Annotated in this window: 17 protein-coding genes and 1 pseudogene; 9 read left to right on the forward strand and 9 right to left on the reverse strand. The window is 53.2% G+C overall.

The window, feature by feature from the left end:
* The first annotated feature begins 26 nt into the window (after positions 1–26).
* Positions 27–1,073, forward strand: a complete 1,047-nt coding sequence (locus EXW96_RS12450; protein WP_054818059.1) for an ABC transporter substrate-binding protein — start codon at positions 27–29, stop codon at positions 1,071–1,073.
* A gap of 110 nt (positions 1,074–1,183) precedes the next feature.
* Here EXW96_RS12450 and EXW96_RS12455 read toward each other — a convergent pair whose 3' ends face one another.
* Entirely contained in the window at positions 1,184–1,951 is a 768-nt protein-coding gene (locus EXW96_RS12455) for an SDR family NAD(P)-dependent oxidoreductase (protein ID WP_062407797.1), read from the reverse strand.
* A 476-nt stretch (positions 1,952–2,427) separates the two neighbouring features.
* Between EXW96_RS12455 and EXW96_RS12460 the strand changes: the two genes are divergently transcribed.
* Both EXW96_RS12460 and EXW96_RS12465 read left to right on the forward strand, forming a co-directional pair.
* Positions 2,428–3,066: a DUF1054 domain-containing protein gene (locus EXW96_RS12460; protein ID WP_174350660.1), complete on the forward strand. Its 639-nt coding sequence runs from the start codon at positions 2,428–2,430 to the stop codon at positions 3,064–3,066.
* Positions 3,067–3,160: 94 nt separating this feature from the next.
* Positions 3,161–3,889: a hypothetical protein gene (locus EXW96_RS12465; RefSeq protein ID WP_174350661.1), complete on the forward strand. Its 729-nt coding sequence runs from the start codon at positions 3,161–3,163 to the stop codon at positions 3,887–3,889.
* A gap of 240 nt (positions 3,890–4,129) precedes the next feature.
* On the opposite strand, the pseudogene EXW96_RS28770 reads toward EXW96_RS12465, so the two are convergent.
* A pseudogene (locus EXW96_RS28770) lies at positions 4,130–4,234 on the reverse strand (transposase); the annotation flags it as partial.
* Between the two features lie 290 nt (positions 4,235–4,524).
* The gene (locus tag EXW96_RS12470) at positions 4,525–5,703 is read right to left on the reverse strand and encodes an MFS transporter (protein WP_375256449.1); all 1,179 of its coding nucleotides are present in this window, start codon (positions 5,701–5,703) and stop codon (positions 4,525–4,527) included.
* Between the two features lie 285 nt (positions 5,704–5,988).
* On the opposite strand from EXW96_RS12470, the gene EXW96_RS12475 reads away from it, so the two are divergent.
* Entirely contained in the window at positions 5,989–7,458 is a 1,470-nt protein-coding gene (locus tag EXW96_RS12475) for an aminotransferase class I/II-fold pyridoxal phosphate-dependent enzyme (RefSeq protein WP_074728199.1), read from the forward strand.
* Between the two features lie 47 nt (positions 7,459–7,505).
* Here EXW96_RS12475 and EXW96_RS12480 read toward each other — a convergent pair whose 3' ends face one another.
* Positions 7,506–8,348: a Cof-type HAD-IIB family hydrolase gene (locus EXW96_RS12480; protein ID WP_174350663.1), complete on the reverse strand. Its 843-nt coding sequence runs from the start codon at positions 8,346–8,348 to the stop codon at positions 7,506–7,508.
* A 145-nt stretch (positions 8,349–8,493) separates the two neighbouring features.
* On the opposite strand from EXW96_RS12480, the gene EXW96_RS12485 reads away from it, so the two are divergent.
* Complete coding sequence (locus EXW96_RS12485) at positions 8,494–8,913, forward strand: DUF1885 family protein (RefSeq protein ID WP_054818029.1); 420 nt, start codon at positions 8,494–8,496, stop codon at positions 8,911–8,913.
* Between the two features lie 130 nt (positions 8,914–9,043).
* Here EXW96_RS12485 and EXW96_RS12490 read toward each other — a convergent pair whose 3' ends face one another.
* From EXW96_RS12490 to EXW96_RS12505, 4 genes are all read right to left on the reverse strand, one after another.
* Positions 9,044–9,340 (reverse strand): DUF1292 domain-containing protein, encoded by a 297-nt coding sequence (locus EXW96_RS12490; RefSeq protein WP_054818028.1) that lies wholly within the window; start codon positions 9,338–9,340, stop codon positions 9,044–9,046.
* A 214-nt stretch (positions 9,341–9,554) separates the two neighbouring features.
* Entirely contained in the window at positions 9,555–10,172 is a 618-nt protein-coding gene (locus tag EXW96_RS12495) for a stalk domain-containing protein (RefSeq protein WP_062407777.1), read from the reverse strand.
* 336 nt (positions 10,173–10,508) lie between these two features.
* The gene (locus tag EXW96_RS12500; protein WP_027093557.1) at positions 10,509–11,846 is read right to left on the reverse strand and encodes an IS1380 family transposase; all 1,338 of its coding nucleotides are present in this window, start codon (positions 11,844–11,846) and stop codon (positions 10,509–10,511) included.
* 274 nt (positions 11,847–12,120) lie between these two features.
* Entirely contained in the window at positions 12,121–12,468 is a 348-nt protein-coding gene (locus EXW96_RS12505; RefSeq protein ID WP_174350664.1) for a YhjD family protein, read from the reverse strand.
* A 185-nt stretch (positions 12,469–12,653) separates the two neighbouring features.
* On the opposite strand from EXW96_RS12505, the gene EXW96_RS12510 reads away from it, so the two are divergent.
* Positions 12,654–13,397 (forward strand): MBL fold metallo-hydrolase, encoded by a 744-nt coding sequence (locus EXW96_RS12510; RefSeq protein WP_054818026.1) that lies wholly within the window; start codon positions 12,654–12,656, stop codon positions 13,395–13,397.
* A gap of 97 nt (positions 13,398–13,494) precedes the next feature.
* Here EXW96_RS12510 and pruA read toward each other — a convergent pair whose 3' ends face one another.
* A complete protein-coding gene (pruA, locus tag EXW96_RS12515) occupies positions 13,495–15,042 on the reverse strand; it encodes an L-glutamate gamma-semialdehyde dehydrogenase (RefSeq protein ID WP_174350665.1) in 1,548 nt (515 codons plus the stop codon).
* 211 nt (positions 15,043–15,253) lie between these two features.
* Here pruA and EXW96_RS12520 point away from each other — a divergent pair, with 211 nt between their 5' ends.
* From EXW96_RS12520 to EXW96_RS12530, 3 genes are read left to right on the forward strand one after another with little or no spacing between them, the layout of a single operon-like run.
* Positions 15,254–16,207, forward strand: coding sequence for a proline dehydrogenase family protein (locus EXW96_RS12520; RefSeq protein ID WP_174350666.1), 954 nt, complete (start codon positions 15,254–15,256; stop codon positions 16,205–16,207).
* A 13-nt stretch (positions 16,208–16,220) separates the two neighbouring features.
* Positions 16,221–17,135 (forward strand): arginase, encoded by a 915-nt coding sequence (gene rocF / locus EXW96_RS12525; protein ID WP_174350667.1) that lies wholly within the window; start codon positions 16,221–16,223, stop codon positions 17,133–17,135.
* Between the two features lie 11 nt (positions 17,136–17,146).
* Entirely contained in the window at positions 17,147–18,340 is a 1,194-nt protein-coding gene (locus EXW96_RS12530; protein ID WP_174350668.1) for an ornithine--oxo-acid transaminase, read from the forward strand.
* The last annotated feature ends 27 nt before the right edge of the window (positions 18,341–18,367 follow it).

The following is an 18,367-nucleotide window of genomic DNA, read 5'->3' on the forward strand; positions in this document are numbered from 1 at the left end:
ACAACCAAAAAGGAGAGGGTTTACAGATGAAAAAAAAATCCGCACTACTCGCATTAGCGCTGTCCGGCGTGCTGGCACTAACGGCATGCGGCGGTAAAACAGAAGCGCCGAATAATGCCGGAAACGACGCTGCCGCGGCCAAGACGGTTCGTCTCGGCATTTTCAAGAACGTGACGCATGCCCCGGGCTATATCGCCCTGGAGCAGGGGTTGTTCCAAAAGTACTGGGGAGATAACGTCAAAATCGAGGTTCAGGCTTTCGACAACGGTTCCGACTTCTCCACCGCATTGGCAACGGATCAAATCGATCTCGGCTTCGTAGGCCCGGGTCCTGCAACAAACCAGTATATCAAAAGTAAAAATTTCCGCGTCATCTCCGGTTCCAACAACGGAGGCGCAGTACTTGTAGCAGGTAAAGATTCCGGTATCAACAGCGTGAAGGATTTGGTCGGCAAGACTGTGGCCATTCCGACCAAGGGCAGTACGAACGAAATTTCGCTGCGTCTTTTGCTCGAGCAGAACGGCTTGAAAGTAACGACGGATACATCCGGCGTGCAAATTATCGCCCGGGCTCCGGCAGACACGCTCATCGCCATGCGCCAAAAGGAAATTGAAGCTACGCTGATTCCTGAGCCGTGGGGAACGCAAATGGAACAGGAAGGCATCGGCAAGGTCATTGTGCCTTGGGACCAAATTCCACCGAACAACGGGAACTATCCGCTCACCATTCTCGTCGCGAGCGATAAATTCCTGAAAGAAAACCGGGAAATGGCGAAGCAAGCGGTCAAGGCCAACGCTGAAGCGATTGAATTTATAAAGAACAATCCCGACAAATCGTATGAGCTGATCAATAACCGGTTGAAGGAACTCAGCGGCAAAGGGATGGACGTAAACCTGATCAAGGCGGCGCTCTCCCACCTGAACCTGACGACAGATGTGAGCAAGGAAGCGATTGAAGAAATGGCATCCGTCTCCATCAATGCCGGCTACATTAAGGATGTTAAGAAAGAAGAGCTCGACTTGAGCCAATTCCTCGACCTCTCTTTATTGGATGAAGTAAAGCAGGGCAAGTAAAATAAAATGAAAAACGGAGCTGCGCGGCTCCGTTATTTTTTTGCGCCATATGTGAATACGCTTTCGCTTCATTCCGCGCTCGGCGGCAAAGGGACCTGCCTCACATTACATCATCTCATAAGCAGCCCGCCGTTGATTTCGATCGTCTCTCCCGTCACATAGGAAGCCAAGTCCGAAACGAGATACAGTACGGCGCCGGCGACATCCTCAGGCGTCCCTTCACGCTTTAGCGGAATTCCGGCCACTGTAGCCTTACGCGCTTCATCCGTGGTAAAGGTATCATGAAACCTCGTATTTCCGATAAACCCGGGAGATACATTATTGACCGTAATTCCGCTGAAAGCCACTTCTTTTGCCAAGCCTTTGGAATAGGCCATGATCGCTGCTTTGCTGGCCGCATACAGGCTTGCCCCCGGTCCGCCGCCATTATGCGCGGCAATGGATGTCATGTTGATGATCCGTCCCGCTCCCTTCGCTTTCATGCCGGCAAGAACCCGTTTACACATGAATACTGTACTTTTCAGATTTACGTTCATGATTTTCTCGTAAATCTCTTCGGTCATCCCGGCATTGTCCACGCGCTGCACCAAGTGGCCTGCGTTATTCACCAATATGTCAATCGATCCTCCAAACGCCCGTTCGACCTCGCTTACCAAGCGGTCGATTTGTGCCAGATCGGTCACATCCGCCTGAACCAGCACCGCTTCTCCTCCGGCGGCGCGTATGGCTGCCACCGTTTCTTCTCCCTGGTCCACGCTGCGCAAGCAATTGACACCTACCTTCGCACCGCTTTCGGCTAATGCAATGGCAATAGCGCGGCCAATCCCCACATTAGAACCTGTAACCAAAGCGATTTTCCCTGTCAAGTCAATGTTCATGATCTTTTCCTCCCAAGTTCATATGCTAAGGTCTTCTTCTTCATTAAACTGCAAATTCCCCTTTCTTGTAAATCATTTCTGCTCACAAATGTGTTTGAATGACGGAGCAATTTATTGAACTGAGGGGAAAGGTTAAGAAAACTCTATTTTTTCAACTTATCGTTTATCTCGCGTAGAACCTCTTCCATCCGTTCCATTCTTCTCAACATGGAATATTGGTTACTAATCATACCTGCAAAAATACCTGCAAAACCAATGACTAAAACAATCACAATAAATAAAAAGCCCCATAAGTCCTCGCCCACTTCTATGCTTTCATGTATTTTGAAATATTTACAATACATCCTCGTTGCATTATACCATCCATTGCTTCATACAAATGGCGATAACCGTCGATTCCTGCTGTCGTTTCGTGGCCTTCTGCCCTCGATTATGATATATTGTTTGGAGAAAAAGGAAGCATGGAGGGAAACGGCATGACCACGTTCAAGGGGTTTCACCAGGAGGATTTCGATACGTTTACGATTGACGGGCTGGAAGAAAGAATGAAAGCTATTCAAACCCGCATCCAGCCCAAATTTCAAGCGCTCGGCGATGATCTGTTACCATCTCTTTCCGTCCGTTCGGGACTGGAGATGTTCCTTCATATTGCAAAGCATGCCCGCAGGAAAGTGAATCCGCCGGTAGACACATGGATGGCTGTAGCCAATAATAAACGCGGCTATAAGCAGCATCCGCATTTTCAGATCGGCCTGTTCGACGACCGGGTTTTCATCTGGCTTGCATTCATATACGAGCTTCCGAACAAAAGGGAGATTGCCGGGAAGTTTCTGAAGCAGGCCTCCGATATCAAACGGCGTTTGCCGGCGGATATGCTGCTTTCATTCGATCACATGAAAAAAGATGCGCTGAAGCTGTCCGATCTGGACGAGTCCCAATGGAAGCAAGGGCTTGAACGGTTTCGCGACGTGAAAAAGGCAGAGCTGCTGATCGGGCGCAATATCATGAAGAACGACCCTGTTTTGCAAGACGGGGAGAAGTTCGTAGCGCTCGCCAACGAAACCTTTGATCAACTGCTGCCCTTATATCATTTATCCCTAGGCATTCAAAATTAATTTCCGCCTAAGCTTGCTTTAAACTAAGGTTAACCTTGTTTGCATATCCTATAGCTGGTGAAAACCGAAACCTACTTAAGGAGGGTATGTAGCTATGAAGCAGACTTACGCCAAAAAAATGATCGTCTCCTCCCTGACGCTTGCCTTGGTACTCTGCGGGGGAGCGCTCTATGGCACAAAGCAATCCGTTCGGGCGGAGACTCCCGATGCGGCCGTCCAATCGCAGGGCAGTACCGACAAACCGGCGGAAGATAAAAAATGGGCTAACAAAGGCGGTCAAGCACGCGGCATACATAGTAAATCGATGCCGATCTTTGAGGAAGCCGCGGCCATTCTCGGTATGGACAAGGAGACGCTGAAGCAGTCGCTGAAGGACAAGACGCTGGCGCAGCTTGCAGCGGAGAAAAAGATCAGCGAAGCCGACCTGATCGCCAAGCTTCAGGCCGAACGGACGAAAAAAATCGATGAGGCCCTTGCTTCCGGCAAGCTAACCGCGGAAAAAGCGGAGAAGCTGAAACAAAAAATGGGAGAACACCTGAAATTTATGGTGAACCATAAGCTGAATGGCGAAGGAAAGTTTCGAACGCACGGCGGCAAGCACCATATGATATTGCCTGCCAAGGACAAGCTGGCCGGCATTCTCGGCATTTCCGAGGACGAGTTAAAGGCGCAGCTTAAAGCCGGCAAATCGTTGGCGGAGATCGCTCAGAGCAAGGGCATAACCAAGGAGCAGCTGATCGGCAAAATCAAGGACGAGATGACGCCGTGGATCGAGAAAATGGTTGATCGCAAGCATGCTGTCGGCGACAAAAAGACAGAATAAATCCATCATAAAAAGACGGGGTTCTCCCCGTCGGGGGTGTCCCATAAGTCACCGAGGTGACGGGGGTACCCCTTTTTCAATTTTGTAAAACAAAAAGAAGCCAAACCTTGGTAAAATGGAAGTGCGAGCAACCATTCAAAGGTGGCCCTGTTTTCTTAACTTCTCGTTTCCATACAGAAAAAAAGATATTCCCGCGGGGCATCTGGTCCGCATTGTCAATGATGCGGTTAATCGGTTGGAATTTTGGTTCATGGCGATCTGACGAGAGGAATAGATTCGCTGGGTGTAGGCGTACACGATGATTTTCGTAAGCATTTTCGGATGGCAGCTATCCCGACCGCCCCCGGATAAGCAGCCGCAAAGATGTTGTCGTACCTGGCCAAGAGGGCGGGATCATAGGCGATCTTCTGCTTCTAAGCTTCATTTCAACGCCTTGCGTTGCAGGTCTGGAAAATATTGAGGATATATAAACAAAGGCCCCGAAAAAATCGGGGCTTTGCCAACAATCTGACGGGGTTCTCCCCGTCTTTTTATGTATTTCATGGCTGATTTGCATCTTATCCTCTTCACTACTCCGTACGCGAAAAAAATAAGCCGCGCTGCGAAACATTCGATGCGGCGGCTTATTGGGTCGGTTAAAGCGGTTGGGCGGATGCCCGGGTGCCGTTTCGGTCCAACACGATGAAGCGGTACAGCAAATAGAGCGCCCCTACAGACAGCAGAGCTCCGGTAAGGAACGGCAAAGTGCTGCTGTAATCATAGATTCCCGCTCCCAACAGCGGGCCCGAGATGCGTCCCAGGCTGTCCATCGACGAGCTTAAGCCGGACGCTACGCCCTGCCCGACCGGGGTCTTCTGTGTAATCAGCGAAGTGACGCACGGGCGGATCAGCGCGTTCCCCGCGGCAAAGACGCTCAAATAGATCGAAGCCGTAAGCAGGTTCGACGAGAATAAAATGAGTACGAAACCTAGCGCCGAAAGCACAAGGCCGATTCCGACCACACGGGCCTCCTGTCCTTTTTTGATGAGACGCCGTACGATACCGCCTTGAATCAAGGCTCCGACAATGCCGCTGACCGCAAACATAATCCCCAGCTGTGCCGGCGTCGCGCCGATCTGATCTCTCTGGAACAAAAGCAGCGTCGCTTCCAGTCCCGCGAGCGAGAATGATACGAAAAACGATAGGATATACAAATATTTGAGCGATCCTACAAACGCGCTCCAACGGGAAGCCCCGGCTTCCTGCGGTTTGCTGCGCTTTTCCTCCGTCAGCGATTCCGGCAGCTTGAAGTAGGCGAACACGAAGGTGCCCAAAGCCAGCGCGGCGGCAGCGAAGAACGGTACTTGAATCCCCCATTGACTGAGTATGCCTCCGATCGCAGGTCCGAAAATAAAGCCCAAACCGATCGACATGCCTACAAGACCCATGCCTTTGGTCCGGTCCTCGTCCGATGTGACATCGGCAACGTAAGCGACAGCGCAAGCGGTGGCCGCTCCGGAAAACAATCCTCCCAATATGCGGGAAACGTACATAAGCCAAAGGCTTTCCAATGCAAGTCCAAAAAGCAAGAAGCTGATACTGAATCCGAGTGCGCCGATCATGATGAGCGGACGCCGGCCGACCCGGTCGGACAGCCCTCCCCATACCGGGGACATCAGGAAAGACGCCAACGAGTAAACCGAAAGCAGCATACCCAAATGAAAATTCTCCGCTCCCGATCCCGTCACGGCGTCGGGAAGTACAGGAATGATGATACCGAAGCCGATAAAAATCGTCATCAGCAGCACCATGATGATGGCGAGCTGTTTGTTCATGTGGTAATGGGTTCCTCCCGATTGCATTAGTTTTCTTTCTTTATCGTACCACATCTTATTTGTCGATGGAAACGAACCCGGGTAAGATTAACAAAATAGACAAACCCCCCGGTTAAATTACCTGCAAAATTATCAAACTATCAAGGTCCCGAAGATTTTGTCGAGATAAATTCCGAATTGCTCGTAAAAACCGCTTGCATCCTTGTCGCATTTTGCTATACTCATTTTGTTTGTTTATTTTCGCTTTGTTTATGATAATTCGATCAAGAAGGGAAGGGATAAGCTGTGGATCAAACGAAAACTCCCTTGTTTACCGCATTGAAGGAGCATGCCGGCCGTAATCCGGTGCAGTTTCATATTCCAGGACATAAGAAAGGGGTCGGGATGGACCCGGAATTCCGGGAGTTTATCGGCGATAACGCGTTGTCCATCGACCTGATTAATATAGCTCCACTCGACGATTTGCATCAGCCCACCGGCGTCATTGAAGAGTCGCAGAAGCTCGCTGCGGAAGCGTTCGGAGCCGACCACACCTTTTTCTCCGTCCAGGGAACAAGCGGCGCCATCATGACGATGATCTTGACCGTTTGCTCGGAAGGAGACAAAATCATTGTGCCGCGCAACGTGCACAAATCGGTGCTGGCAGCGATTATTTTCGCCGGGGCGAAGCCTGTGTTCCTGAAGCCGGTGCGCGACGAATCCTTGGGGATCGATCACGGCGTAACGACCAAGTCGGTGCGGCGCGCGCTTGAAATTCATCCCGATGCCAAAGCGGTGCTGATCATCAATCCGACATATTACGGGGTGTGCGCTAATCTGAAAGAAATCGTGGACGTCGTTCACAGCTATAACATTCCGGTGCTGGTGGACGAGGCCCATGGCGTGTTGATCCATTTTAGCGACAGGCTGCCGATGTCGGCTATGCAGGCAGGCGCGGACATGGCCGCGACGAGCGTCCACAAGCTAGGCGGCTCGATGACGCAAAGCTCCGTGCTTAATATCCGTGAAGGCCGGGTCAACATCATGCGCGCCAAGACGATTATCAGTATGCTGACGACCACTTCCACCTCGTACATTTTGCTGGGTTCTCTCGACTGCGCAAGGCGCTACTTGGCTTTGAACGGCAAAGAGCTGGCCGACCGGGCCCTCGAGCTGGCTTCCTACGCTCGGGAGGAAATCAACCGCATACCGGGGCTTTACTGCTTTGGAGAAGAGATTCTGGGCAAGGAAGCGACGTACGATTACGACCCGACGAAGATCAGCATCCATGTGCGTCATCTGGGCATTACCGGGTACGATGCGGAAAATTGGCTCCGGGAGCAGTACAATATTGAAGTCGAGCTTAGCGATATGTATAACATTTTGTGCCTGGTCACCCCCGGGGATACGCGCGAGAACATCGACATTCTTCTCACCGCGCTGCGCAGACTCTCTCAAGAGAACTACTCGATCCGCCAAGCGAATGAGCTGGTGATCAAAATACCGAAAATACCGCAGCTGAGCCTGTCTCCGCGCGACGCTTTCTACGGGGATACCGAAATTATCCCGTTCAAGGAATCGGCGGACCGCATCATCGCGGAATTCATTTACGTGTACCCGCCGGGCATTCCGATTCTCCTGCCGGGAGAAGTCATCTCCCAGGATCTGATCGACTATATTACGGAGCATATCGAAGTCGGTCTGCCTGTGAAAGGACCCGAGGACCGCAGCATCGAAAATATCAAAGTTATCGTGGAAACACCGGCGATTTTTTAACCACGTACCGCATGGCCGCCCCGGATTGGGGCTGGCCTTGCTCTGTTTTACCATCCTCTTTGCTTTATCCGCTCCTCCAGCCAGGCAATGACGTCGGCTACCGCATGCTCGTTATGATGCTTGCAGGAATGGACGGCAGACTGCAGCAGCTTCGGATGAGCGTTGGCAACGGCGATGCCGATGCCGGCCCGCCGGATCATCTCCAGATCGTTCAGATGATCCCCCATCGCCACACAGCGCTCCATCGGAACACCGACTTGCCTACTGAGCTGCTCCAGCGCATGACCCTTGGTCGCCCCCTGCGGCAGCATCTCCAGGTATTTATCGTCCGACCGGACCCAGACAACCTCCGCATCCCCTGTAAGCTCGTTCACGGCCGCAGAGACTTCATCCAGCCATGCCGGTTCCCAGGCGAACAGTATTTTGATCCAAGGCTCAGACAGTGCATCGGTTAACCGAATCGTCTGCAGGGCAAACCCCTCAATCCGCCGGTGGCGCTCCGTGGTTTCGTTGTCCTGCAAAATATAGGGCGCATGGCCGTCCCTGGCGTATATTTCAACGCCCAGCTCCGGAAACCGTTCCAAGACCCGCTTCAGCACATTTCTGCAGGATGCAGGCAGCGTCCTCACCCACAGCGATTCCTCACGTTCGTAATCATAGATGACGGCACCGTTGCTGAGAATGACCGGAGCATTGACCGGCAGCCGGTTGACATAGCGCCTGACGGAAGACGCTATGCGCCCCGTTGCCAGGGTAAACCGTCCGCCGTGCTGCGTAAACCGCTCGATTGCGGCAAGATTCTCCGGGCTAATGTCCTTTTCGCTGTTCAGCAGCGTCCCGTCCATATCCGTAACCAGCAAATAATCGCTGAACAATCCGCTTTGGTTCATAGGTATCCCCTTTTCCTGCTGTCTGCTCAGCTGTCCGCAAAAGCCTTAAGCAGTATTGTATTTGGTTTTTCTTAATGCTATGATGGTCATGGTGCTTGACACAAGAAAACCTTTCCAGTCCATTATGTAGGCAGGTGCATTCATCATGGCGCAAAGCGCTTATATTAAGTTCGTCGAAGGGTCCGCCGTTTCCTCGTTAACGCTGGATGAACTGAAGAATCAGCTGATGCATTACCGGGATCAGCTGGCCCTTACAGGCCGTCAGCTCGAATGGGAGTACGATGATGCAGGGTTTCCGTATACGCTGGAAACGAAGCCCGAGGCGGAGGGCCAATGGTTTTATTTAAAAGGAAAAAACCCCCTCTACAAATATATCGTCATGGGTGTCGGTTCCGAAACACAGGCCGGTACAGAGCGCCATTATGTACAGGTCGTCCTGCCGGATGACTGTACACATGGGGATAAAGCAAAGGGCAATGAGTTTTGCAAATATTTGGCCAAGCTGTGGAAAGCCGAGCTTCATTTATTCAACGGGCGCGTCATGTACTTCAATCCGCGGAAATAGGGCATGATCTTTCCCGGCAAATGACGTACTTATGATGATGCAGGTAACAGACAGGCTGCTTTTTTCTTGCATGTCCGTGTTCAAGCAAAGAACCCTTCTTGCCTTCAAGAAGGGTTCTTTGCTTTGGATGTTATGACTGCTCTTGCTGTTCTTCCACGATCTCGTTGTAAATCTGAACAACGCGATCCCACTCTTCCTCGTCCTCAATGCTGGCCAGGAAGGCTTCATCGTTTTCTTCTTCAATCCGGAAAATAACACCGTCAGCCTCTACATCATTCCGGTCAAGAAGCACTGCATAGGCCCGATCGTTTGCTTCAAAGGTGTATACCATAACCATCTCGTGTTCAACGCCATTTTCATCGGTTACTATAAAAATATCATCCTCATGATCATGGTCGCAGGAAGCGTCATGAATATGTTCGCTCATGGGAAAACCTCGTTTCGTCATAATAAGTAATATTGTTCCCTCGTATCGTATCACGCCCATGGTCCCAAGTCAATGAAAGGAAAACCTCATCATCGGATTTCTTTACCGTGTACAGCCCGGGGCTCCGCACAAAAATCCGGCCCGCCAAAACAGGCTTCACAACAGCCCCTAAAAAAGCAAAAAGGACGGCGTTTAGCGCCATCCTCATTCGGTTCTACTCTCCGGAAACGATCAGTTTCTCCGAGACTACGGTATAACTGCCCGTTTCGCTATCTTTAATGGAAAATTTCACTACATATTTGCCGGCTTCATTAAACGACACGTTAAACGGCCACGGATACCAGAAGCTTTCCCTTTGACCGCCGACGACCTTCTCATGAACCGCCACTTCCTCGCCGCTAGGCGATATGATGGAAATCTTAAAGGAGTGGATCGGTATGGTCAGGCTGTCCACTTGAGCAAATACCGCAAAGTCCAGCCGGTCTCCCTTTTTGACTCCGCCAAACGGCTGATTAATGGAATAATCGTCATTGACTTTCTTCGCTACAAACATGTGTACATTCGGCTTGTAAATGGATACGGTCTTCGAGGCGTCATCCCATTTGACCAGAGCTTGCAGAGATTCGGACAGGGCACGAACGGGAAGCACGGTGCTTCCTTTAATCAAAAAAGCGGGTGTCTCGCCGTCCTTGAACGGTCTTTCCGCATTGTTAATCAGCACTTTGGCTTTCACATAACCTTCAAACTCGCCCCACATGGAACTGGCGTAGACCCCTGTCGTCCCGAAGAGGGAAAGCGACAGCATCAACGTCAGCAATCGCGGCACCTTCATTTCAAGCAACCTCCATCGTGTTCTTGGTATGTTATCTTATACTCCGATGGTTCGCAAGAGTTGCGGTGTTTGTGGGAAAAGCCCAAACTTTTTTTGAAAAAAAATCTATATCTAGTTACCTGAATCCGTGACAAACTTAAGTCCACTCCGCCAGAGAGGGCAGTATATGGAAAAAAGTAATCGGAAATCCCCCCATCAGCTAAAGATTCGTGATGAAAACAAATCTACAAATGACAGAATCCATCAAGCAAGGCATGCTCAATAAGCCTTGCTGTTTACGGTAAGGCCGGAACAGGGAAGAGCAGTTTGGGTTGGTCTGGATGGCGAAAAATGGATTCAGGCAAACGCTTGGTACACTCGTCGTACGGTCTGAAACCAGGGACTGTATCGCCCAAAATTGAAAATCGTTTGACGAGCGTGTCGGCTGACTCTAGCCGCGATGTACACGATGTTTTGAATCACGGTGCGGATGCGGCGACGTTGTACGCCTCCCCGAATCGGAGCATCGTCTTGGCGCAAGCTTTCCTGCCCCATGATGCGGAGCAGGTTGTAAGCGAACACCCCCGCGTGCAAAACCAGATCGTTGGTATCGAATTTGCCGGCGGGCAGTCGCTCCAAATCCAGATCCGTCTTCAGCTCACTATGAAATTGTTCGCTCGTGCCGTGATCGCGATACAACTCGATGACACGCCACGGCGAGCAGGTAAGAGAAGTCCAATAGACGTTCACTTCAATTTCCGGGAACAGGAGCATCTGACCTTCACGGTCGATCGTCCGTACGATCACTTGAAACACTTGACGAAGGGCTTGATCGAAGCCTTTTTCGGGAAAGGCGATCACGCCCATGTATTCCGTCTTGCCGGGGCGCTGCTCACAGGCCATGCCCTTGTCTTCGGCGATCCGTAGCCAACTTTCCTTGGATGTATTGCGCAGATTGACCTTGATGATATAATCGACCTCTGGCTCAGCATGACACACCTGCAGATTTTCCAGACTGTCGTGAGCGGAATCCATCCGCACGAGAAGGCGCTCTTTCGTGATGCGCCGGGCATACTGGATGCTTTCGCGCAGAAAATCAGCGCCATCCTTCTGACTGTGCGTGCTGCCTTCCCGAAGCTGCACATTCACGCTATACCCCTCCTGTCCGAGGTAGGCGAAAATGGGGGCGTAGCCGAACGTGCCTTTGTAGGTCAACGAAACACCCTCTTTTTTCGTACCGGAGTTATCGAACGGAGAGACATCGATATCCAGCGGAATCACCGTATGCTCGCCTGCTGTCAGTCCGGTTACAGGTGCTTTTACGTTTCGAATCAGATCGGCGGATTCTTGAAGCAGGATCTCGTTCCAGTTGGCATTCATCGTTTGAGCTGCGGCATCCAGACGCTGACGGAGCGTCGGGCTTGACGGCACCTTGCGGACACCGAGGCAGGTTTGGAATACGGGATCTTTTCGGAAAGGTTCGATGTGGTCGAAGTCGCTTTTGCCTTGGCAAAGCAAGCCAAGATAGCTGGTCATGACATCGCCATGACTGTGAATCGGGTTCTCCATTCCTTTCACGGTGGAGCGATTGAGACGCTGCGGCAATCGGGTATGGGAAAGCAAGGCGCCGACGGTGGCCAGGCCAGCATGCGTAGTCAACAGAATTTCCTTAGATTGGGTGAATTGGATTCTCATATGTAGCACCTCGCAGGTGAAAGTGGATCATTCATGGTTCCTTTAAAATTCACCATCGGAGATGCGATTTCCTTTCTTTTTCTTCTTTTTCACAGAAGAACTATCACGGATTCAGGTAGTTATTTATAAAGGTATTCACTGATTAATTATACAAAATATGCCAATAAGGACGCGAACATGAATGTCGAATGATGTCCCGTCTTTTTGACGAGCTGTGACGTTTCGTGCGCTTGCCCGGGAAATTCCCCGGTCTTCCCCGTGCTGTCTGCGGGGCCTACTCCTTTGCTTCCAGCAGTTCCTGCAGCTTCTCTTCACACTTGCCCCTGAGCACGGCCGGCATGATCGAGCAGTGAAATTCGTAGCCCTGATACACGTACATGACGTGATAATTCCGCTCCGGCGTGATTTCTTCAAGCACGATGCGGCATCCGCTCTTGCGCAGCCGCTGTTTTATGCCGACGTGCTCCCTCTCCACCCGAATGGACAGCCGTTCGAACAATCCGTTCCAAATCCGGGACAGCTTCATCGCTCCGGCGTATTTGCGGTCCAACTCCAGCGCTTTAAGCAGATGCAAAGTCACTATATATTGATGAATCCACGGCTCTATCGCACTATTCCGCATATTCGCCCACCCGAAATTTCATGATCTTTACCTCATTATATAGAACATATGTTCGTTTTTCAATCCTTATCCTCCCATTCTTTCCTGATCCAAAACCTGTCAAAATGTTCTTGAATCCTTCATAAAAAACATGGTAGATTAAATAATATTCGGCTGGTATGCCATAGGCGAGTGGAGGATCGCGAATGAGCCTGCAAATTCAAATGATCGGTACGGGAAGCGCATTTGCCAAAAACTTTTACAACAACAACGCATTGATTCATGCCGACGGCTTCACGTTATTAATCGACTGCGGAATTACCGCTCCCAGAGCATTGTACGAGCTCGGCATTCCGCTCGACCGGATCGATGCGGTGCTCATCTCACATATCCATGCGGATCATGTGGGCGGGCTCGAAGAACTTGCTTTTCAGTACAGGTATGTGTTCAAACGTAAAATCAAGCTGCTCGTCCCGGCTCCGCTGGAAGCCGTCCTGTGGGAGCATACGCTTCGGGGAGGACTTGAGAATAAGGCGGAGGGCCTTGTCGGCTTGAACGATTATTTCGAAGTCGCTGCTTTGGCGGAACGAACGCCGACTTCCATCCATCCGAAACTGACCGTGGAGCTGCTGCCTACCGATCATATCCCCGGTAAAGCGAGCTACTCCTTTCTGCTCAACGGCAAGGTGTTTTACAGCGCAGACATGAGGTTTAGCAAGACGCTGCTGACCGGATTGCATGAACAAGGCTGCGAAGTCATTCTGCATGACTGTCAATTGTTCTGTCCCGGTACCGTACACGCTTGCCTTGACGAGCTGCTCACTCTGCCCGAGGAAGTGCAGGAAAAAGTGCTGCTTATGCACTACGGAGACAATATGTCTGAATTTATCGGCAAAACGGGCCGCATGACCTTCATAGAACAGTTCAAAACGTATCCATTACCGTCGTAAGCATATTCTTTGCACCGCGCCATGGACGCAGCTTACTTAACGGGTGCATTCCAAAACCTGACCCCCGGGGTCAGGTTTTGTCGCAGATCCCCTCCCGTCAGAAGCGTTCGGAGACGACCTTGGCTTGGGTAAACTGAAGCAGATAATCGCGTCCCCCCGCTTTCGAATCCGTTCCCGACATGTTGAAGCCGCCGAACGGATGAACTCCCACCAGCGCTCCCGTGCATTTGCGGTTGAAATACAGATTGCCGACATGAAACTCAGTACGGGCCTTCTCCAGATGAGCCCTATTCCTTGAAATAACGGCTCCGGTCAGCCCGTACTCCGAATCATTGGCCAGTTCGAGCGCCTGGTCAAACGAGGCCGCTTTGATAAACGCAACCACCGGTCCGAAAATTTCCTCTTGCGCGATCCGCGCCTTGACGTCGACATCGGCAATTACTGTCGGCTCAATATAATATCCCTTGGCATCTCCCGCTCCGCCTCCGCAAACTACCCTGCCTTCCGTGCTTCCAATTTCCAGATATTCGAGAATTTTAAGGTGAGCCTTGGCGTCGATCACCGGCCCCACGTCAATCTCAGGATCGGACGGATCACCCACACGCAGACGGCTTACGCGTTCTGCCACCCTGCGAAGCACATCGTCATATACGCTCTCATGTACGATGGCGCGGGAGCAGGCAGAGCACTTTTGCCCGGCAAACCCGAAGGCGGACGCTGTAATGGCCTCCGCCGCCAGCTCCAGGTCACTGTCGCTGTCGACGATAATCGCATCCTTGCCACCCATTTCGGCGACTACGCGCTTGATCCAGCGCTGGCCGGGTGCGGTTTTGGCCGCCAGCTCGTTGATCCGCAGCCCTACCTCGCGGGATCCCGTAAAGCTGATAAAGCGGGTCAGCGGATGCTCCACCAAGTAATCGCCCACCTCCTGTCCGGAACCCGGCAGGAAGTTGACCACTCCATCCGGCAGGCCGGCCAATTGAAGCAGCTCCATAAACTTGGCAGCCACAACCGGTGTCGCGCTGGCCGGTTTCAGCACCACCGTATTGCCGGCCGCCACGGCTGCCGATGTCAATCCCGCCATAATGGCTAACGGAAAATTCCATGGAGGTATGATTACGCCGACACCCAGCGGAATATAGGTAAGCTCGTTGTCCTCTCCCGGTATTCGCGTAAGCGGCTGCCGCTGCGCCAAACGTTCCGTTTCCCTGCCGTAAAACTCCAGAAAATCGATCGCTTCTGCGGTATCGGCATCCGCCTCCGCCCAGCTTTTCCCCGCTTCCACCACCATCCAGGCGGAAAACTCGGCTTTACGGCGGCGCAGGATCGCGGCGATTTTGTATAAAAGACGCGCCCGCCCCGCCGGAGGCACCGATTTCCAGAACGTAAACGCGCGCGCTGCCGCACGGATCGCCCGATCTGCCAACGCGGTGTCCGCCTGGCTCACTGTTCCGATCACCTGCATCGGATCGGCAGGATTGACGGAAACGGCCTTCCGAGCCGTCATCAGCTTCTCACCGCCGATCAGCAGCCCGTATTCTTGGCCGAGCTGCGCTTGTACCTTCTTCAGCGCTGCTGCGAATGCCTCTCTGTTCCCGGATTGGCTAAAATCCGTGAACGGTTCGTTGCGAAAAGGCTCTACCATGATCATCCCTCCTCTTCAGAATTACCATGTTACGGAAAAGCTCATCTTCATTTCAAGTCTCATTTCGGGAGCTTACCGAATAAAATGGATTAGCACGGCGCCGGCGGCGCCGGCTTCACAGATCCAACACCCAACGCTGCTGCCCTTCTGCTACATAATATATGCCGCCGCGCCGCGTACAAGAAGCAAATCGGAAAGAGGGTGTTCATGTTTGGATATCGGTACCAGACTGTTCCGTTCTGCTCTGCTTGCGCTCGCCGGAAACCGGGTCGTCGGGAAGATGGCTCACCGGTACGGGATGAAGCTCGGGGCAAGCCGGTTCGTCGCAGGAGAAACAGCCGATGAGGCGCTGCTGCAAATTCGGCGTTTGAATGCCAAGGGAATCTCCGCCACCTTGGACCTGCTTGGCGAGAGCATTCGCGATTTAGCGGAGGCGGACCGGTTTAAAAGAGAGTATGTCACGCTGCTTGAGAGGATTCACCACGATGCATTGGATTCAAACGTCTCTTTGAAGCCGACCCAGATGGGATTGGCTTTAGACCCGGCGGCCTGCTACGCCCATATCCGGGATATCGTTGAAAAAGCACAACAGCTCACAAACTTCGTACGCATCGACATGGAAAATTCACCATATACCGACGATACCATAGCCATGGTGCACCGCCTTCATGCCGAAGGCTTAACCCGCGTCGGCACCGTTATACAAGCCTACTTATACCGGAGCAGGCTGGACGTCAGGCAGTTAACCAAGGCGAAGGTCAATCTGCGGCTGGTCAAGGGCGCCTATCGTGAACTGGGGCATCTCACTTACCGGAGCATGGACGACGTAAATGCCAACATGAAGCGGCTGATTCGGGTCCGTTTGGATGCCGGCGTCTACACTGCCGTTGCGACCCACGACGAACAAATCATCGCCTGGACGAAAACCTACGCGAGGAGAAACGGGATACCGGCAAGCAGGTATGAATTCCAGATGCTGTACGGCGTGCGTGTGCCGCTGCAGGAGCAGCTTGCCCGGGAGGGCTACAAGGTGCGCTGTTACGTACCTTACGGACGGATGTGGTACCCGTATTTCGTCCGGCGCGTGGCGGAACGCCCGGCCAATCTGTGGTTTGTATTGAAAAATTGGCGGGACCGCCCGTCAGCACCACGCCAGAACGGATAGGAGGTATCCATTTATGAGATGCAAACCGGAATTATCCATCCTGCGGGTGCCGTTCGACTTGGGTGCCGGGCGCAAAGGCGTAAGGAGAGGTCCGGATGCGATCCTTCAGGCCGGCCTGGAACGGAAGCTGCGGCAGCTGGGCTATTCCTGCGAGCTTCCGGATCCGGTCCCTGCCCCGTCAATCGCCAAGGAGAGCAGCGTCTTCGTGCCGCAGGCGGAGCCCAGGCACCTGAATGAAGCGGTAAAGGTGAATGAAGCACTCGCTGCACAAATAAAGGACGTGCTGGAACGCGGACGCTTCCCGCTGGTGCTGGGCGGGGACCACAGCATCGCCATCGGCACGCTGGCTGGACTTGCGCAGCATTATAGAAGCATCGGCGTCATCTGGTTTGACGCACATGCGGATTTGAATACGCCGGACACCAGTCCTTCCGGCAACATTCACGGCATGTCCCTTGCGGCGTCGCTTGGCATAGGACATCATCGGCTGACGCGGATCGGCGGCTTTCTTCCCAAAATCCGGCCGCAGCATACGGTCATTATCGGGGCCAGGCAGCTGGATCCCGGAGAAAAGGAGCTGATTCGCGCTGAAGGCATTACCTGCTTCACCATGCATGAGATCGACCGGATGGGAATCGCCAGGGTCACGGAGGAAGCGGTGCGTATAGCAACCGCGGGTACGGACGGCCTGCACGTCAGCTTCGATATCGACAGCCTCGATCCGCTGGAGGCTCCGGGAACGGGAACGCCGGTCAAAGGCGGAATCAGCTACCGCGAAGCGCATTTGGCGCTGGAGCTGCTGTACGAAGCCGGAAGCGTGCTATCGGCGGAGATGGTAGAGGTCAATCCGGCGCTGGAACGCGATAACCAAACGGCAAGGCTGGCCGCAGAGCTGATTTCTTCTCTGCTGGGGCAGCGTATTTTATAGGAGGGAACACCATGAAACCGACATCGGAAGATATCATTCGCCGCACGAACCGGTTCGGGGCGCGGAATTATCAGCCGCTTCCCGTGGTCATTTCCAAAGCGGAGGGGGTATGGGTTTATGACCCGGAGGGCAGGAAATACCTCGATATGCTGAGCGGCTACTCGGCGCTCAATCAGGGGCACCGCCATCCCCGTATCATCCGCGCGCTGAAGGATCAGGCGGACTCCGTTACCCTGACCTCGCGCGCGTTTCACAACGAGCGGCAGGGCGTGTTCTATGAGCGCTTGTCCGATTATACCGGCAAGCCGATGATCCTGCCGATGAACACCGGGGCCGAGGCGGTGGAAACGGCGATCAAGGCAGCCCGCCGCTGGGCTTACTTTCGTAAAAACGTCCCCGAGGACCAGGCGGAAATCATCGTTTGCGAAGGCAACTTTCACGGCAGAACGGTAACCGTTACCTCTTTCTCCTCGAATCCGGAGTACAAACGCGGCTTCGGGCCCTTCACCCCCGGGTTTGTCGTCATCCCCTACGGCGATGCGGGGGCCTTGGAACGCGCCATCACCCCGCGAACGGCCGCCTTCCTTGTCGAGCCGATTCAGGGGGAGGGCGGCATCGTGATCCCTCCTGCCGGCTACCTGCAGCAGGCCGCAGCCATTTGCAAGCAGCGGCGCGTACTGCTTATCGCCGACGAAATTCAGACCGGCTTCGGACGAACGGGGTACCGCTTCGCCTGCGATGCGGAATCCGTGGAGCCGGATGCCTACATCCTCGGCAAGGCGCTGGGAGGAGGCGTCCTGCCCATCTCCGCCGTAGCGGCAGACCGCGAGGTGCTGGAGGTGTTCGAGCCGGGGTCGCACGGCTCGACCTTCGGAGGCAACCCGCTCGCCTGCGCCGTGGCGACAGCCGCCATACAGGTCGTGCAGGACGAGAAGCTGGCCGAACGCTCCCTGGAGCTCGGAGACTACTTTCTCGGCCTTCTCCGCCAGCTAACCAATCCGCTGATCCGCGACATCCGCGGGCGCGGTTTGTTCATCGGTGTGGAGCTGGCCGTACCGGCCAGCGCTTATTGCGAGCAGTTGAAAAACAAAGGTTTATTATGCAAGGAGACGCATGACAACGTCATTCGCCTGGCTCCCCCGCTCACCATCGCCAAATCCGATCTGGATTGGGCCTACAGCCGGATTGCCGAGGTGCTCGGATAACGGCAGGCATCATTTGCCTCCTTCCTG

The sequence above is a fragment of the Paenibacillus sp. JMULE4 genome (genome assembly GCF_013337105.1).
GTDB lineage: Bacteria > Bacillota > Bacilli > Paenibacillales > NBRC-103111 > Paenibacillus_G > Paenibacillus_G naphthalenovorans.

Excerpts from the sequence above, each read along its gene's own strand:
- EXW96_RS12450 (WP_054818059.1), top strand. The coding sequence starts at position 27 with ATGAAAAAAAAATCCGCACTACTCGCATTAGCGCTGTCCGGCGTGCTG.
- EXW96_RS12455 (WP_062407797.1), bottom strand. The coding sequence starts at position 1,951 with ATGAACATTGACTTGACAGGGAAAATCGCTTTGGTTACAGGTTCTAAT.
- EXW96_RS12460 (WP_174350660.1), top strand. The coding sequence starts at position 2,428 with ATGACCACGTTCAAGGGGTTTCACCAGGAGGATTTCGATACGTTTACG.
- EXW96_RS12465 (WP_174350661.1), top strand. The coding sequence starts at position 3,161 with ATGAAGCAGACTTACGCCAAAAAAATGATCGTCTCCTCCCTGACGCTT.
- EXW96_RS12470 (WP_375256449.1), bottom strand. The coding sequence starts at position 5,703 with ATGAACAAACAGCTCGCCATCATCATGGTGCTGCTGATGACGATTTTT.
- EXW96_RS12480 (WP_174350663.1), bottom strand. The coding sequence starts at position 8,348 with ATGAACCAAAGCGGATTGTTCAGCGATTATTTGCTGGTTACGGATATG.
- EXW96_RS12485 (WP_054818029.1), top strand. The coding sequence starts at position 8,494 with ATGGCGCAAAGCGCTTATATTAAGTTCGTCGAAGGGTCCGCCGTTTCC.
- EXW96_RS12490 (WP_054818028.1), bottom strand. The coding sequence starts at position 9,340 with ATGAGCGAACATATTCATGACGCTTCCTGCGACCATGATCATGAGGAT.
- EXW96_RS12495 (WP_062407777.1), bottom strand. The coding sequence starts at position 10,172 with ATGAAGGTGCCGCGATTGCTGACGTTGATGCTGTCGCTTTCCCTCTTC.
- EXW96_RS12500 (WP_027093557.1), bottom strand. The coding sequence starts at position 11,846 with ATGAGAATCCAATTCACCCAATCTAAGGAAATTCTGTTGACTACGCAT.
- EXW96_RS12505 (WP_174350664.1), bottom strand. The coding sequence starts at position 12,468 with ATGCGGAATAGTGCGATAGAGCCGTGGATTCATCAATATATAGTGACT.
- EXW96_RS12510 (WP_054818026.1), top strand. The coding sequence starts at position 12,654 with ATGAGCCTGCAAATTCAAATGATCGGTACGGGAAGCGCATTTGCCAAA.
- pruA (WP_174350665.1), bottom strand. The coding sequence starts at position 15,042 with ATGGTAGAGCCTTTTCGCAACGAACCGTTCACGGATTTTAGCCAATCC.
- rocF (WP_174350667.1), top strand. The coding sequence starts at position 16,221 with ATGAGATGCAAACCGGAATTATCCATCCTGCGGGTGCCGTTCGACTTG.
- EXW96_RS12530 (WP_174350668.1), top strand. The coding sequence starts at position 17,147 with ATGAAACCGACATCGGAAGATATCATTCGCCGCACGAACCGGTTCGGG.